General features: G+C 36.4%; 11 protein-coding genes. 1 reads left to right on the forward strand and 10 read right to left on the reverse strand.

What is annotated here, in order from left to right:
- Positions 1-7: 7 nt before the first annotated feature.
- Genes C8P67_RS15230 through C8P67_RS15240 form a run of 3 tightly spaced genes read right to left on the reverse strand, consistent with a single transcriptional unit; the run spans position 8 to position 6,010 of the window.
- The gene (locus C8P67_RS15230; protein WP_115814027.1) at positions 8-3,139 is read right to left on the reverse strand and encodes a SusC/RagA family TonB-linked outer membrane protein; all 3,132 of its coding nucleotides are present in this window, start codon (positions 3,137-3,139) and stop codon (positions 8-10) included.
- Between the two features lie 50 nt (positions 3,140-3,189).
- The gene (gene xylA, locus C8P67_RS15235) at positions 3,190-4,515 is read right to left on the reverse strand and encodes a xylose isomerase (RefSeq protein WP_115814028.1); all 1,326 of its coding nucleotides are present in this window, start codon (positions 4,513-4,515) and stop codon (positions 3,190-3,192) included.
- Between the two features lies 1 nt (position 4,516).
- Positions 4,517-6,010 (reverse strand): xylulokinase, encoded by a 1,494-nt coding sequence (locus tag C8P67_RS15240; RefSeq protein WP_115814029.1) that lies wholly within the window; start codon positions 6,008-6,010, stop codon positions 4,517-4,519.
- Between the two features lie 414 nt (positions 6,011-6,424).
- Here C8P67_RS15240 and C8P67_RS15245 point away from each other — a divergent pair, with 414 nt between their 5' ends.
- Positions 6,425-7,144, forward strand: coding sequence for an NUDIX hydrolase (locus C8P67_RS15245; RefSeq protein ID WP_115814030.1), 720 nt, complete (start codon positions 6,425-6,427; stop codon positions 7,142-7,144).
- A 215-nt stretch (positions 7,145-7,359) separates the two neighbouring features.
- On the opposite strand, the gene C8P67_RS15250 is transcribed toward C8P67_RS15245, so the two are convergent.
- The 7 genes from C8P67_RS15250 to C8P67_RS15280 form a co-directional block, all read right to left on the reverse strand.
- Entirely contained in the window at positions 7,360-9,786 is a 2,427-nt protein-coding gene (locus tag C8P67_RS15250) for a T9SS type A sorting domain-containing protein (RefSeq protein WP_115814031.1), read from the reverse strand.
- 237 nt (positions 9,787-10,023) lie between these two features.
- Positions 10,024-10,854 carry an amidohydrolase family protein gene (locus tag C8P67_RS15255; protein WP_115814032.1) on the reverse strand — a complete coding sequence of 277 codons (831 nt, stop codon included), beginning with the start codon at positions 10,852-10,854 and terminating at the stop codon, positions 10,024-10,026.
- Positions 10,855-10,961: 107 nt separating this feature from the next.
- Positions 10,962-11,813, reverse strand: coding sequence for a fumarylacetoacetate hydrolase family protein (locus C8P67_RS15260; protein WP_115814033.1), 852 nt, complete (start codon positions 11,811-11,813; stop codon positions 10,962-10,964).
- Between the two features lie 100 nt (positions 11,814-11,913).
- Positions 11,914-12,678, reverse strand: coding sequence for an SDR family NAD(P)-dependent oxidoreductase (locus tag C8P67_RS15265; RefSeq protein ID WP_115814034.1), 765 nt, complete (start codon positions 12,676-12,678; stop codon positions 11,914-11,916).
- A 137-nt stretch (positions 12,679-12,815) separates the two neighbouring features.
- Positions 12,816-14,456: a UxaA family hydrolase gene (locus C8P67_RS15270; protein WP_115814104.1), complete on the reverse strand. Its 1,641-nt coding sequence runs from the start codon at positions 14,454-14,456 to the stop codon at positions 12,816-12,818.
- A 1-nt stretch (position 14,457) separates the two neighbouring features.
- Positions 14,458-15,762, reverse strand: a complete 1,305-nt coding sequence (gene fucP, locus C8P67_RS15275) for an L-fucose:H+ symporter permease (RefSeq protein ID WP_115814035.1) — start codon at positions 15,760-15,762, stop codon at positions 14,458-14,460.
- A gap of 34 nt (positions 15,763-15,796) precedes the next feature.
- The gene (locus C8P67_RS15280) at positions 15,797-16,582 is read right to left on the reverse strand and encodes an L-fucose dehydrogenase (RefSeq protein ID WP_115814036.1); all 786 of its coding nucleotides are present in this window, start codon (positions 16,580-16,582) and stop codon (positions 15,797-15,799) included.
- Between the last annotated feature and the right edge of the window lie 319 nt (positions 16,583-16,901).

The raw sequence follows: 16,901 nt of genomic DNA on the forward strand, positions 1-16,901 counted from the left end.
TTATTTATTAAAGTTTAACATTTAATCCCATCATGAATGTTCTTGGTCTTGGATAGTATCCTACATCAACACCCGAAGAAAATCTTTGATCATTATTTGAGGAACCAAATCCTATTTCAGGATCCATACCATTATACTTAGTAAAAGTATATAGATTTAATGCTGAAAAGTAAAGTCTAAATTGGCTTGCAAAAAATGGTTTTCCTAGTTTCAATTTTGCAAAATCATACCCTATTGTAACTGTACTAATTCTCAAGAAATCCCCATTCTTAATATATAAATCTGAAAACTGAGTGAAGTTTCTATTATCTTCAGTAACTCTCGGCATTGAATTTGAAGAACCTTCACCATGCCAACGACTCAATATTTCACTTGTATAGTTGCCATAAGCTCCTGTTTGATTTCTATAAGACTGCACAATTTGATTTCCAGCTACACCATTTGCCATAACTACAAAATCAAAAGCTTTATAATTTGCTGCTAAAGAAAAACCATAAGTAAAATCTGCATTAGGCTTTCCAATTTCCGTCTTATCCAAAGTATCAATTTTATCATCTCCATTAAGATTTTGATAAATAATATCTCCAGGAGACGCACTAGGCTGTAATACTACACCGTTTGCTGATTTGTAGTTATCAATTTCTGCTTGATTTTGAAAAACACCTCCTGTTTTATATCCCCAAAAATATCCTAAAGGATGACCATTTTCTGCTCTATAAAATTCGCCGGCATTATCGTAAAGTTCATTACTAAGTCCGTGAATAATGCCATCTTCTGTTGGTATTTTTCCAACTTTGTTTTCATTATAAGCACCATTTGCACTAACACTATAATTAAATTCTCCAATTTTATTCTGATACTGCAATGATAATTCTAAACCTTTATTAACTACATCTCCTCCATTAATATAAGGTGCATCAGCACCGGCAGTAGCCAATACTGGTGCTAAAATTATCCAATCTTTATTGGTTTTTTGATACGCATCAAAAGTAACACTTAAGGCATTGTCTAAGAATTTAGCATCGAAACCTAAATCTATTTGTTCTGAGGTTTCCCATTTTAAGTCTGGATTTGCTAATCTATTAGGGTAAGCACCCGGTGTAAGAACACCTTCCTTATCTCCGTATATATAATTAGTGTAATCTGTTTTTATTGGTGATAAATATTGAAAAGGCCTTGCATTTTGATTTCCAACCTGTCCCCAGCTTGCTCTTACTTTAAGAAAGTTTATAGCTTTTGAGTTTTTCAAAAATGCTTCGTTTGACACAACCCAACCAGCAGATACTGAAGGAAAATAACCCCATTGATTTTCCTTAGAAAAAATAGAAGAACCGTCCATTCTAAAAGTTGCATTAATTAAATACGTTTCTTTAAAATCGTAATTCAATCTTCCATAATAAGACATTCTTTTAGTCTCTTCTTTTGCACCGCGAATTGCTATTTTGGATCCATCTTTATTAGTAGTATTATTTATCCAAGCGTGATCTAAATCACTATATACAGCATCCGTATTACTACTGCTCATAGAAGTTCCATCGTAATTAATCGACGATGTACCTAACATAGTTTCAAAATGATGATTCTCGGCAACTTTAAATTTATAAGTTGCTAAATTGTCCCAAGTAAGTGTTTTACCCTTATTCATGCTTTGAAAGACTTTGTCAAATCTGCTAAATGCATAAATTGACAACTGATATTCAGGAGAATACGAATGATTTTCACCAGCATAATAATCAAGACCTAAAGTGGTCTTAAATGTCAAATTTTTGATCGGCTCAATCTGTAAATAAACATTCCCCAATAATTTTTGGTTATTACTTTCATTCTGATTATTATAGACCATTGTTGCGTATGGATTTGCAACACCTGCTAACCAAGGTTCAGTACTATTAGTTGTGTCAAAATAATCCCCATTGTCATCATACATTGGTAATAATGGAGTTGTTTGAAAAGAACTTCTTAAAGAATTATTATATTGATTACCAACACCAATACCGTTTTTATTAATATAAGCAAAGCTTACGTTTTCCCCTAAAGTAACTACATCCTTATATAATTTATGTTCTGAATTGAATCTAAAATTATAGCGCTCATAATTTGATAAATCTTTACCTCCCACAACTCCTTCTTGCCCTAAATAAGACAATGATGTTGAATAAACAGAATTATCTGATCCTCCTGAAGCACCGAATGCAAAATTTTTAGTAGCTGCATTGTCAACTAACATTTTGTCCATCCAATTAGTACCTTTACCTAAGGTTGCAATTTGAGCATTTGTAAAATAAGGAGCTTTACCTGAGTTTACTGAGGCTTCATTTAAAATAGTAGCATATTCTGTCGCATCTAGCAAATCAACTTTTCTAGCTACAGATTGAATACCATAATATTGATCAAAAGTGATTTTACCTGCAGAACCGCGTTTCCCTTTCTTCGTTGATACCAAGATAACTCCATTAGAAGCCTGCGAACCATAAATAGCTGCAGAAGCGGCATCTTTTAAAACAGAAATAGATTCAATATCTGAATTGCTTAAATAAGATATATCACTAGTAAGAATTCCGTCTACAACATACAGAGGAGTACTTCCTCCAGTAGAACCAACTCCCCTAATAACCACATTTAAACCTTCTCCAGGCTGCCCTGAAGTAGAAGTAATTTGTAGCCCAGCAGCTTGTCCTTGAAGTGCCTGAAGTGCATTGGTAGTATTTGTTTTTGCAAGAGATTCACCAGTAACCTGAGTAACCGCATTTGTTACCAACTTTTTCTTCATCGAACCATAACCTATAACCACAACTTCCTTAAGGTCAGCTACTTCTGTCTGAAGCGAAACATTGATTGTATTTTGATTTCCGAGTGTGATGCGTTGAGTTCTAAACCCCATAAAACTGAATACAAGTACATCTCCAGTTTTTGCTTCTAAAGTAAATTTTCCATCGAAATCTGTTGACGCAGCCTTTTTTGTTGCTTCATTTGTAATAGTTGCACCAGGTATCGCCATGTTATCTCCTGTCGATTTTACATTTCCGCTTACAGATCTGGATTGCTGTTGTGCAAAACCAGACTGCAAAGAAAATACGGTAAGCAACAGCACCATGCAAAACTGGAGCATTGTTGTTTTAATACAGTAATTGCTTTTCATAATAATTAATAATTTGGTTAAATTTGTTGTTAGTAAGTTTTTAATCTAAGTTAATATGCATTGGCAATAATTTGCTCAAATAATTCTTGTTTCCCGCTGATTGGTTTAGGCTCACCGTTTGCACGTGCAATAGCGCTAAGATCTTCCAGAGTTAATTCTCCACTTTCATATTTAGCACCATTCGCTACGTCAAACGAACCGTAACGTTGTGAACGTAATTCTTTGTATTTTGTATTTTTTAAAATATGATCTGCACAGATAAGTCCTCTGGCAAAAACATCCATTCCAGCAATGTGTGCAATAAATTTATCTTCGATATCGATTGAGTTTCTTCTTACTTTTGCGTCAAAGTTTATTCCTCCGCCTTGAATTCCTCCGCCTTCAAGAATAACCAGCATTGATTGTGCAATTTCAAAAACATCAACAGGGAATTGATCTGTATCCCAACCGTTTTGGTAATCACCGCGGTTTGCATCAATACTTCCTAACATTCCAGCATCAACAGCAACTTGTAATTCATGCTCGAAAGAATGTCCTGCAAGTGTTGCGTGATTTACTTCTAAATTCAGTTTGAAATCATTTTGAAGCCCGTGCTTATGAAGAAAACCTAAAGTTGTAGCCGCATCAAAATCATATTGATGTTTCATTGGTTCCATTGGCTTTGGCTCAATAAGAAAAGTTCCTTTGAAACCTTGTTTGCGGGCATAATCTCTGCAGATAGTCAAGAAACGTCCCATGTGCTCCAATTCTCTTTTCATATCAGTATTCAAAAGACTCATGTAGCCTTCTCTACCTCCCCAGAAAACATAATTTTCACCACCAAGAGCGATTGTTGCATCAATAGCAATTTTAGCTTGAGCTGCCGCATAAGCCACTACATCAAAATTTGGATTTGTAGAAGCTCCGTTCATATAGCGAGGATTGCTAAATAAATTTGAAGTTCCCCACAATAATTTGATTCCGGTTTCTTCCTGCTTGATTTTTGCGTAAGCAACCAGAGCTTTTACACGCTGTTCAAACTCTTCCAAAGTAGGCGCATCATCAACCATATCGATATCGTGAAAACAATAGTACGGTATTCCTAATTTAGTCATAAATTCAAAAGCGGCATCCATTTTATCTTTGGCACGCTGAATAACATCTTCGCTTTTATTCCACTCAAATGTTTCGGTTCCAGCACCAAAAGGATCGCCTCCGGTGTTACATAAAGTATGCCAGTAAGCCATAGAAAAACGTAAATGTTCCTTCAAAGTTTTACCTGCTACTATGCGATTTTCATCATACCATTTAAAAGCTAAAGGATTAGAACTGTCCTTACCTTCAAATTTTATAGTATCGATATTTTTAAAATACGATTGTGTTGTTGTTGTACTCATTCTATAATTCTATTTTAATATTATTTTTCCATTCTTGATAAATTTCCTGATACTGAGAAGTCAATATCGGATTTGGCTCAACTCTTTCTATACATTTTAAACCTTCAAAAGCCTGTTCCAAAGAAGCATAATAGCCAAAACCATACGCAGCTCCTCTTGCAGCTCCTTCAGACCCCGAAGTGTTATATAATTCTAATGTAGTTTGTGTAGTATTCGTGAAAATTTCTCTAAAAACAGGGCTTAAAAAAAGATTAGTATTGCCTGCTCTAACAATTTCCCCTGATGCCCCAACTGATTTCATAACATCGAAACCATAATTCATGGCAAAAACAATTCCTTCACAAGCTGAACGGATAAGATGTCCCGACTGATGAATATTAAAATTTAGATTTTGAATACCAGAATTGACATTTTTATTATTAAAAATACGTTCAACACCATTGCCAAATGGATAAAAACGCAAGCCATTACTTCCTGCTGCAACTTTTGCTGCTTCAGCATTAAGAGAGTCATAAGCAATTAAACTGGTTCTATCTACCGACATAATTTTGCGGAGCCATTGGTATAAAATTCCTGAACCATTAATACAAAGCATCACCCCGTTATTTTTTTCGGTTTCGGTATTATTTACATGCAAAAAAGTATTAATACGGTTTTCTTTATCGTAAATGTCCTGATTGCTGACTGCGTAGACTACTGCAGATGTACCCGCTGTAGTTGCAATTTCGCCGGGTTTCAGAACATTCAGTGACATAGCATTATTAGGCTGATCACCGCCACGATACGTAATTTTAACATCCGAATTAAAACCTAACTCTGATGCTACTTCTGGATGAATTGTTGCTTGGTAACCAAAATTAGGCACTATTTCAGGAATCTTATCAACTGGAAGTTCCATAGCATTCAGCACTTCGGTTGCCAAAGTTCCTTTCGAGAAGTTCCATAAAGCGGCTTCCGATAAGCCCGAAGTACTTATTTGAGCCTTTCCTGAAAGTCTTGCAGCGATGAAATCCCCAGGAAGCATCATGTAGGCCGCTTTTTGAAAAACCTCTGGCTCATTAGTTTGAACCCATTTTAATTTTGAAGCAGTAAAATTCCCAGGACTGCCAAGAATCTGCTGCTGACAGGATTCGTGTCCCATTCTATCATAAACTTCATTCCCAATAACTGCTGCCCTGCTGTCACACCAAATAATAGACGAGCGAACAGGATTTATATTTTCATCCGTTAGGACTAACCCATGCATTTGATAGGCAATCCCAATTCCAGCAATTTTTTTTAAATCAATATGATGTTTTGACCTAAGTGAGTGAATGCCATCTTTTAAATATTCCCACCATTTATTAGGATCTTGTTCTGCCCATCCAAATTGATGCGCTATAATATCCATTTCAAATTCAGGAGCAGTTACCGAAACAACGGTACTATTTTTATCTGCATCAAATACTGATAATTTTATAGATGAGCTTCCCAAATCGATTCCTAAAAAAAACATAATCTTCTTTTTAATATGTGCAACTTAATACTACTTTTGTACTTCTGGTCAAAAAAACCATAACTCTTTTGGTCAAAAAAACCATAACGTTATGGTTAATTTGACTACAAGTATACGATGTATTTTTCATATTAACAAAAATTTAAAATTAAATTATTGATAATATGAAAAATTAGTTGTGAAATTATTGATTTGATAGTTTATGAAGAAATAAAATAAAGGTTTTAGATTACACACATATTAGAAAATAAGACTGATTAACAGCAAATTGATCAACAAATAATACAAAAAACATGAAATTTTTAGCTTTTCCACAAAAAGCCTTTTTTGTAAAACCCTTTTTTAATATTTGTAGGTTTATGCCATATAAATGTTAAAATAATTATTAAATTGCCAAAAATTTTTAGTAAGGCTATGAGTGAGAAAATTATCGATAAAGATTCAATTCAAAATGCAGAGCAGTCTGCGATGAATGCCATTACTATTGATTGTGTTATATTTGGTTTTGACAATGGTATACTAGAAGTGCTTTTGGTCGAACATGCAGAAGGTATTAGTAAAGGAAAATGGGGATTACCGGGAGGATGGATAAAAAAGAAAGAGAGTACAGATGCAGCTGCCCACCGACTGTTAGCAGAGCTTACCGGGATGGATAACATTTACCTAGAACAGTTAAAAGCATTTGGAGAACCCGATCGCTTCCCCTTAAGAAGGGTTATCACTATAGGATATTATGCTTTGGTAAAAAGAGAAGATTATGACATAAAGGCTGGTTTTACAGCTTCAGATGCCAAGTGGTATAAGATTAATGAAATTCCTGATTTAATTTATGATCATAATGAAATATTAGACTTTAGTATTAAAAATCTTCGCAACAGAGTTCGTCAAGCTCCACTAGGTTTTAACCTGTTACCTGAAAAATTTACTTTGCTGCAGCTCATGCATCTTTACGAAGAAATTTTAGGGATTGAGATGGATAAATCCAATTTTCGCAGAAAAATACTACACATGAAGCTACTCGTGCCATTAGATGAAAAACAACAGGATGTTTCCCATCGTGCCGCACAATTATATAAATTCGATCAAGCCATTTATGAGAAGCTGACTCAAAAAGGATTTAATTTTGAGTTTTAGTTTAAAATTCCAAGTATTTGAACTTTACTTTTATTCTATTTCCAATAAATATCAGCCATTAGGCTAGGTTAATACTTCTGATAAGCTATCCCAAAATAGTTATATATAAAAAGACCCGATAGTTAATCAGGCTATCGGGTCAGAGTTTAAATAACTAACCAAAACTCTCTTTTTAAAATCTAAACTTATATTTTAATCTCTTAGCCACTTAAGAATTAATCTTTCAATACTTTAGATGAATATACTCCTTGACTTGTTTTTACTGTTACTATACATACGCCTTTTGAAATGGAAATTCCATTCAATAAAATAGTTACAGTATTATTTTGAACTTCATAACTATTCTGAAGCAATATCCTTCCTAAAACATCATAAACTGTTACTTTCACCGAATCATCCGAAGTGTTTTCGGGTAATTTAATTTCAAAATATTCTTTGGCCGGATTTGGCTTAACAAAAATCCCTAATTCATTACCATCTGCAGGATTCCCAAAATCATCAACTCCTAAAGTGGGATCACTATCTCCATAAACTATTCCTCTGCCCACGGTACTCATATACACACGCCCATAAACGTTCATATCACCAACTACAAAATTTCCGTTACCAGTTCCGCCATATTGATGAAGATCATCATTGACTCTTTCCCAAGTTAGCCCTTGGTCAATCGATCGAAAAACTCCAGTCACACCACTTACGGTACCCCAAATATATACCGTAGGATAGCTTGCTCCTGGAGCTGCTTTCCCAATTCCAACCGCAGATGCAGCAGTTACCGCAGCTGATGGTGTAGTATAAGTTACTCCGCCATCGATAGTACGGATTAATCCTCCATTATTCTTCGCAATCCAAAGATGACCTGCCTTTCCTGGTACTGAACGTATTATCTTTGATCCTCCGGAACCAGCACTGCCCGCTTTAGTAAAACTAGAACCTCCATTGGTACTAACCATCAAATCGCCGTTACCAGAATTATAAACATAAAACTTATTATTAGTCACAGGATCTGATACCGGAACAGTGTTGAAATTAACTCCCGCAGAGGCAGTCCAAGTCGTTCCATTATCTGCGCTGTAATATACTGCGTTAGCATTCTCTGGACAATGCAGCATTTTTGTACCGTCATAAGACAATGCAGTACTGCCTTTATTGCCTTTAAGCGCAGCTGCTGTCAAAGTCCAAGTTGTCCCTTGATCTGAAGAATAATACATTTTATCTCCCAGTCTGACTAATTTATTTGTATTGCCGGCTGCATAGGAAAGTCCTGTGGACGATCCCATAGTAGGAACATACTGCGAGGCATAAACCGAAACATCTGTGTGCCTGAATCCATCATAGTCGGCAATAACGCTCAAAGCAGGACCTGAAGGAATGCTTATTAAATCATAAGGCACGCTTTCCTCTTGGCCTTTGGCATCAAACTTCCAAGTAGTCTGTACAGCATTGACGTCATCACAAGTAAATATCCCATTTCCGGAAACTACACTTGCCTGCGCTGTATTGAACGGATTAAATTTTATGTCTCCCGTCCAATGAATAGAAGCCGAAGATCCAGAAATCCAAGTACAGCCATTGTCCATCATTTTAATCCCCGATGTTCCAACCAGATCTTTCCAAGTCGTTCCTCCATCCGTACTTAAAAAAAAGCGGTCTCCATAAACTCCAGAGCCACCCGACGGCGTGTACTGCAGTAAATAAGTATTCATAGTTGAGGCTACAATTCGCTGAGGATTTGCAGGATCAACATCAATTCCTCCAAAAGGCTTAGTAACACCTGCAGGCGTTATGTTAGTCAATGTACCTGTCGAATTCAATTTCCAGATTTGTCCGCTGCCAGGATTCCAAGGTCCTTCTTTATCTGCATAGGTAATTAACAATGTTCCGTTAGAGTCAAGAACTGCGCGCTGTGGCATGTAAGCAGTTGTACTATTGGCAACCGCTGTCCATGAAGCACCGCCATCAGTACTTTTATAAAGATTTGACGCTCCTGTTCTGGAAACTCCTGCATAAATAGTCTGTGTGCTTCCGCCAGAAACAGTATTTGGGTCAAATATTACAAAACAGATTCCATTATCATTAGCAGTAGTAGTCACTGGAAGCGCACTGTTTTTCTCCCAAGTTGAACCACCATCAGTACTTTTAAACAATCCATTACGTCTTGTACCGCAAAACAGCACATTCGAATTATTAGGATCAACAGCCAATCGTTCTCCATTAGAACGCCCCATACCGTTACCGTGCGCTTTGAATTGCGATGTCACAATTGTTTCTGTAAAAGTATTTCCTCTGTCAACTGATTTCAAAATTGCGGTTTTGCCATTATTGAAATAATCCGTTCCAGCCAAAATGTAAACAATATTATTATTTTGCGGATCTATAGCTAACGATTCTACTCCCTGATAACCCACTTGTCCAGTACTCGTCCAATCCAGCAAAGGAATCCAAGTATTACTGCCGGTATCCCATCTATATGCTCCTCCAACATCAGTACGTGCATATTTTAAATTTGCCTCCGTTTTACTTGCAACAATGCCTGTGACAAAACCCGTACCCCCAATCTGTACATTTTTCCAGACTGTCTGTGCTTGAGCCACTAAAGCTGTAAGAGTTAATAAGAATAATAATGAGTAGTTTTTTTTCATTTTATTTATTTAGAATATTAAATCCGTTTAGATTATCCTTTCGAACACAACAACAGAATCACAAAAAAAATTAATTACTTATGGTTAATTTGACTACAAGTATAAGCATCTTTTTTCAATATGACAAAAAAATAGAGGAAAAATTATACAGTAGATAGGTTTTCAGGCAATAAACTTAGTAATACAGTAAGAAAAACGATTTTTAATTCTCTAAAATTAAGGTACAAAAAAACCTTTTCATTGTAAATTGTAAAAACGAACCGCATTATTTCCCCAAAAAGCTTTCTGCTCTTCCAGAGAAAAACGACTGTAATAATCCCGAAGAATTGTGGTAGACTGACTATAGGATGCGGCCAATAAACTAACCGGCCAATCACTGCCAAATAGCAGACGCTCAATACCAAAAGCAGACGTAACAACATCCAGACAATAAGTGAAATCATCATTTTTCCATTGATTCCAGTCGGCTTGAGTAACCAAACCGGAGACTTTACAATGTACATTTGGATATGCTGCAATTGCTTTTATTTCTTTTTCCCAAATTGCAAAATCAGCATTTTTTATATTTGGCTTTGCCAAATGATCGATAACAAATAACTGTTCAGGAAATTTTTCTGCAAATGCGGTAACTGTTTTCAACTGTGGAGCAGAAACCAGAATGTCATAGCTAAAATTAAATTTGGATAACTTTCCTATACCGTTACAGAAATCGGTATTTAATAAAAAATCAGCATCAGGTTCGGCTTCGGCTATATGCCTAAAACCTTTAAGTTTTTTAAATTGACTGAAACATTTCAAACGCTCTTCTAGGTTTGAATCTTTAAAATCGATCCAGCCTACTACTCCTTTTATAAAATCATTTTCCTCTGCCAGCTGTAGCAGAAAATGGGTTTCAGTTTCACTCTGATCGGCCTGAACAGCAATACAGCCATCGATAGCGTTTTCTTCCAGAATCGGAGCAATATCATTTGGCAAAAAATCGCGCTGAATCACTTTCATATCATCAGTAATCCATGCTTCTTTTACAGGATGATATTTCCAAAAATGAATATGACTGTCGATTTTCATTGGTTCAGTTTTTAAATTGGGCTATTTCTGGCTAAAGTTAGACCTAACAGATTTTTAAAACCTGTTAGGCCTATGGAGATAACAAAGCTGATTTACGTTCTTATACTTTAAAAATAAGCAACAGCTAATTGTTTACTGGTTCCTAATCCTTCTATTCCTAATTCGATTACATCACCAGCTTTTACATAAACCGGCTCCGGTTTTATTCCCAAACCAACTCCTGGAGGTGTTCCCGTACTAATAACATCGCCTGGCAGCAATGTCATGAACTGACTTAAGTAATGCACTAAAAATGGAATTTTAAAAATCAGGTTCGAAGTGTTGCTGTTTTGATATTTTTTGCCGTTTACTGTTAACCACATAGTTAAATTATTAACATCGGCAATCTCGTCTGGCGTAGCCAAAACTGGTCCAAGAGGAGCGAAAGTATCGCTTCCTTTTCCTTTTGCCCATTGTCCGCCGCGTTCCAGCTGATAGGCTCTTTCGCTATAGTCATTAAGCAGGCAGTACCCAGCTACATAATTCATCGCATCAGCTTCTGAAACATAGCTTGCTTTTTTACCTACGACAAAAGCCAGTTCTACTTCCCAGTCCGTTTTTTGGCTGTCTTTAGGAATTACCAGATTATCATCAGGACCGCACAAAGAAGTCGTTGATTTAAAAAAGATAATTGGCTCAGCAGGAATAACTGCTCCGGTTTCTTCGCAATGATCCACATAATTAAGACCAATGCAGATAATCTTTGACGGTCTCGCAACTGGAGATCCCAATCGGACAGTATCGCTAACTTCTGGAAAAGAACTGCTGTTTTTTATAGCTTCCTGCAGTTTTTCTATTCCATTATTTTCGAAAAAAGCTTCATTATAATCAGCTACAATAGACGAAACATCTATTCTTTTATCATTAATTAAAAGACCTGGTTTTTCTTTTCCAGCTTCTCCAAATCGTATTAGTTTCATTTTTTATTATTTAAGTTACTAAGTTTCTGAGTATCTAAGTTTCTATTTTTTTCAACCAAAAAATCTTAGCAACTTAGAAGCTAGATTCTTAGTTGCTATTTTAATTATTCAATTTAATAAAGCCGCCGTCAATAGGATAATCGGACCCAGTGATGAAAGAAGATTCGTCACTGCAGAGAAATAATGCTAAAGCAGCAACTTCATCTGGCTGTCCCATGCGACCGATAGGCTGTGATTTTGACAATTTTTCAAAAATTTCGGCTTCATTACCTGGATAATTTTTGCTGATAAATCCGTCCACAAAAGGAGTGTGAACTCTTGCCGGAGAAATCGAATTACAGCGAATATTTTCATTAAGATAATCCTTAGCTACCGATAAAGTCATTGCCATCACAGCACCTTTGCCAGTAGAATAAGCAAACCTGTCCGGAATTCCAACCCAGCATGCAATAGATGCCAAATTAAGAATAACTCCGCCCCCCGATTTTCTAAACTGCGGAATCGAAGCATGCAGACAGTTATATACGCCTTTCACATTAACATTCATCACACGGTCAAAATCTGCCTCGGCAGTAGTTTCTACTTTTCCCACGTGTGCAATTCCTGCATTATTTACAAGAATATCAATATTCCCAATTTTTTCGAATGCTGCGATTACTTCCTGCTGATTGGCAACATTACAGGCATGTGCAAACACTTTGCCTCCATCTGCCGTTATTTTATCAACTGTAGACTGGGCACTTTCCTGCGAAAGTTCCAAAACATGAACTTCGGCTCCCTGTTTGGCGAATAATAATGAAATTGCTTTTCCAATACCGCTTCCTCCTCCTGTTATAATTGCTTTTTTGTTTTTTAAAGAAAACATATTTATGATTTTTAATTTCAGATTAACGATTTTTGATTTTTGATTTTCTCATTCGAAACCTACAGATTGTCAATTTCACGAAGTCTAATCCTTCTGAAATCTTAAATCGTTAGTCAAAAATCTTAAATCAACTTTTTTTACAACGACACTCCTCTTTTCCAAGGAATAAAATCGTCTTGGTTTAATTGTACTGCTTTTGGAATAATTTCACCGCTTGCCGCTTTTATGCAGTAATCCAAAATTTCTTCACCCATTTCTTCAATGGTTTTTTCTCCGCTAATGATTGGGCCGCAGTCTATGTCAATGATATCACTCATTTTTGAAGCCAGAACAGAATTTGTTGCCACTTTTATAACTGGACAGACAGGATTTCCTGTAGGTGTTCCCAAGCCAGTAGTAAACAAAATCAATGTTGCGCCAGATGCTGCTTTTCCAGTAGTAGCTTCCACATCGTTTCCTGGTGTACAAACTAAACTTAATCCTGGTTTTGTGACCAATTCGGTATAATCGAGCACATCTTCTACTGGTGAGGTTCCGCCTTTTTTGGCAGCTCCTGCACTTTTAATTGCATCTGTAATCAAACCGTCTTTTATATTCCCTGGCGAAGGATTCATATGAAAACCTGAACCTACTTTATGTGCCAAAGCATCATAAGATTCCATCAAATTTATAAATTTATACGCCGTTTCTTCAGAAACACAGCGATCAATTAAATCTTGTTCGGCTCCGCATAATTCTGGAAATTCAGCAAGCAAAATTTTACCTCCCAAACCAACTACCAAATCCGAAGTATACCCCACGGCAGGATTTGCAGAAACACCGCTAAAACCGTCGCTTCCGCCACACTTTACGCCAATGCAGAGTTCGCTCAAAGGAGCTTCTTCTCTTTCATATTGATTGATTTCTATTAATCCCTGAAATGTTTTTTTTATCGCATTGGATATCAATACTTCTTCACTTTCAGTCTGCTGCTGTTCGAAAATAAATAAAGGTTTATCAAATGCTGGATTCTGTTTTTTGACATCGTTTATAAAATCCTGCACCTGCAGATGCTGACAGCCTAAACTCAAAACCGTAATCCCGCCCACATTTGGATGATTCGCATAAGAAGCCAACAACGCGCTCAGCGTAGCCGCATCCTGACGTGTACCGCCACAACCGCCCTGATGATTGAGGAATTTTATCCCATCAACATTTTTAAAAACACGATTTGCAGTGTTGGCTGGCATCAATTGCAAATCAACGGCATTCATATCTTCACCGCTTTGATAGCTTTTCAATAACTGATGCGTGAACTGCGTATATTTATCACTCACAGAATAACCCAATTCATTGTGAAGCGCTTCACGGATGACATCCAAATTTCGATTTTCACAAAAAACAGTCGGTACAAACAGCCAGTAATTAGCTGTTCCCACACGGCCGTCTTTTCTTTTATATCCTTTAAATGTTTTGTCTTTATATTTGGAAACATCAGGAGCCTGCCATGAAAAACTGCTTTTTTTATATCCATAAGGTTCTGCCGCGTGTTTTAGATTTTCAGTAGTCATCAAACTTCCTTTACTTACATCACACTGCACTTTTCCAACCAAAACGCCATACATAATCACTTCAGCAGTGGCAGTCATATCAGCCATATAAAACTTATGCTTTGCCTTAATTGTTTCTTTTAAAATATATGTTTCAGATTCAAAAACAACTGCATCCTCTTTTTGTAAATCTGTTAATGCAACCAGAACGTTATCTTTAGGATGCATTTTTACAACTAATCTTTTCATTTTATTCTCCTGCATTATTATTAATTCTATCATTTCTTCTTGCGAAAGCAAAAAACACTATTACTACAAAACATATTAGCGGTACAATATATCCATTTTGAATACTGCCTGTTTTATCTGAAATCATTCCTAAAACCGGAGGCAATAATGCACCTCCAACAATAGCCATTACAATCAGCGACGAACCAATTTTGGTATTATGTCCTAAATCTTCAATACCCATCGAAAAAATAGTTGGAAACATTATACTCATAAAAAAGGCGATAGCTATAAGTCCGTACACCACTATCATTCCAGTTCCGTTTATTACCAAAATGCATAATAGGATATTAATAAAAGCATACGTCAGCAGCAGTTTTTGTGCATCTATATATTTCATAATAAAAGTTCCCGCAAAACGCCCAAGCATAAATGCTAACCCAAAAAAACCTAAATATTTTGCTGCCGAATCCTCTCCTATTCCTGCTGCTGTTGTCGCCATTTTGATAAAAAAACTGCCCACACAAACCTGTGCTCCCACGTAAAAAAACTGAGCAACAATTCCCCATCTTAATTTTACGGACTTCAAAGCGCCTGCAAAACTAGCACCGTCAGCTCCTTCTTTATCTTCATCTTTAATGTCAGGCATAGATGTAAAATAAATAACTACTGCTACAGCCAAAATAATTAAACCCAAAACGAGATATGGCATTTTTACGCTTGCTGCCTCTTCCAAAAGATAATTTTGCAGTTCAGAAGCATTCATGGCATCCATTTCCGTTTGTGTTAAATTTTTGCCTGACAAAATCATTGGGCCAATGTAAGCTGGAGCGATATAAGCAGCAAGTCCATTAAACGATTGTGAAAAATTCAATCGTCGGGTTGCTGTCGAAGCCGGTCCCAAAATAGTCACATAAGGATTCGCGGCTGTTTCCAGAAATGTAAGTCCGCAGGCAATTATAAATAAAGCGCCCAAGAAATAAATATACTGAAGCGAATTGGCCGCAGGCACAAATAAAATAGATCCCAATCCGAATAAAACTAACCCGATTAGAATTCCTGATTTATAGCCATATTTTCTCATCACATAACCTGCCGGCAAAGCCATAGCAAAATAGGCGATAAACACAGAAGAATCAATGAGCGAAGATTCTAAATCTGAAAGATTGAAAGCTTTTCGCAAATGCGGAATAAGTATCGGGTCTAAATTATGCACAAATCCCCAGAAGAAGAACAAACTGGTTACCAATATAAAAGGGAATAACCATTTTTTGTTTCCACTAGAAACAACTTCGTTTACTTCTTCCTGCTTTGGATTTACTGTCATATACTTTGTGTGTTTTTATTAAGCTGTTAATTCATTATTCAGAAATTGCTCTGTCTAAATGGGTATAGCCGCCATCGACATATATAATCTGTCCTGTAGTATGGCTCGATTTTTCGGATAAAAGAAAAGCAGTCATATTAGCGATTTCTTCGGCTGTTGTCATACGTTTCCCGAAAGGAATTTTACTAGTTATTGAGGCTAGTTTTTCTTCCTTATTTTCAAATGTGTTAATCCACGTTTCATACAGCGGAGTAAAACATTCTGCCACCACCACAGCATTTACGCGGATATTGTATTTTAATAATTCAACAGCCCATTCTCGGGTTAGAGCATTGCGTCCTCCATTTGCGGCAGCATAAGCTGAAGTACCTCCCTGACCTGTATCGGCAGTTTTGGAACCTATATTTACTATTGATCCTTTCGATTTTATAAGATGTGGCAAAGCGTGCTGCGCCATCAGATAATAATGAACCAGATTTTTGTGAAGCGACGCCATAAAAGATTCGTAATCTCCGTTCTCCAAACCCACACCGTCATTGACTCCGGCATTATTCACCAAACCATCTATCCCTCCGCATTGTTTGATAATAGTTTCCACTGCAATCCGGCAATCGTCAGGTCTTGTCAAATCGGCGGCTACCTGTAATGCTTTCCTGCCCGAAGCTTCAATTGCTGCAACAACTGCTTTGTTGTCAGTTTCATTGCGGCCTACTATAAAGGGAATAGCTCCTTCTGCAGCCAGCACTCTGCATATTCCTAAACCAATGCCTTTTGCACCTCCTGTTACTATAATAATTTTATCGGTCAGTGATAACTGCATCTGCTTTATTTTTGTCTGGTTATTTTCTTGACTAAAAATTGTCTTCCCTCTTAAATGACATCAAGTTTATATTCTAAGTGAACTTCAATCATAAAAAAGGGAAATCAATCTTATGGTTAGTTTGACTACAAGTATAGCTATTTTTTCTAAATCTACAATATCTAATCGAATAAATTTAATAATTCTTAATTTTTTAAGATACAGTCTGCAAATCCGAAAACCGAGGATTATCAGTTTATAATGACCAATATTTGTTTCAATGGCATGTTAGTCGTAATATTGCTAGAAATGACGAATTAACTGCGCTGCAAAAGGTGGT

This window comes from Flavobacterium aquicola (assembly GCF_003385115.1).
GTDB lineage: Bacteria > Bacteroidota > Bacteroidia > Flavobacteriales > Flavobacteriaceae > Flavobacterium > Flavobacterium aquicola.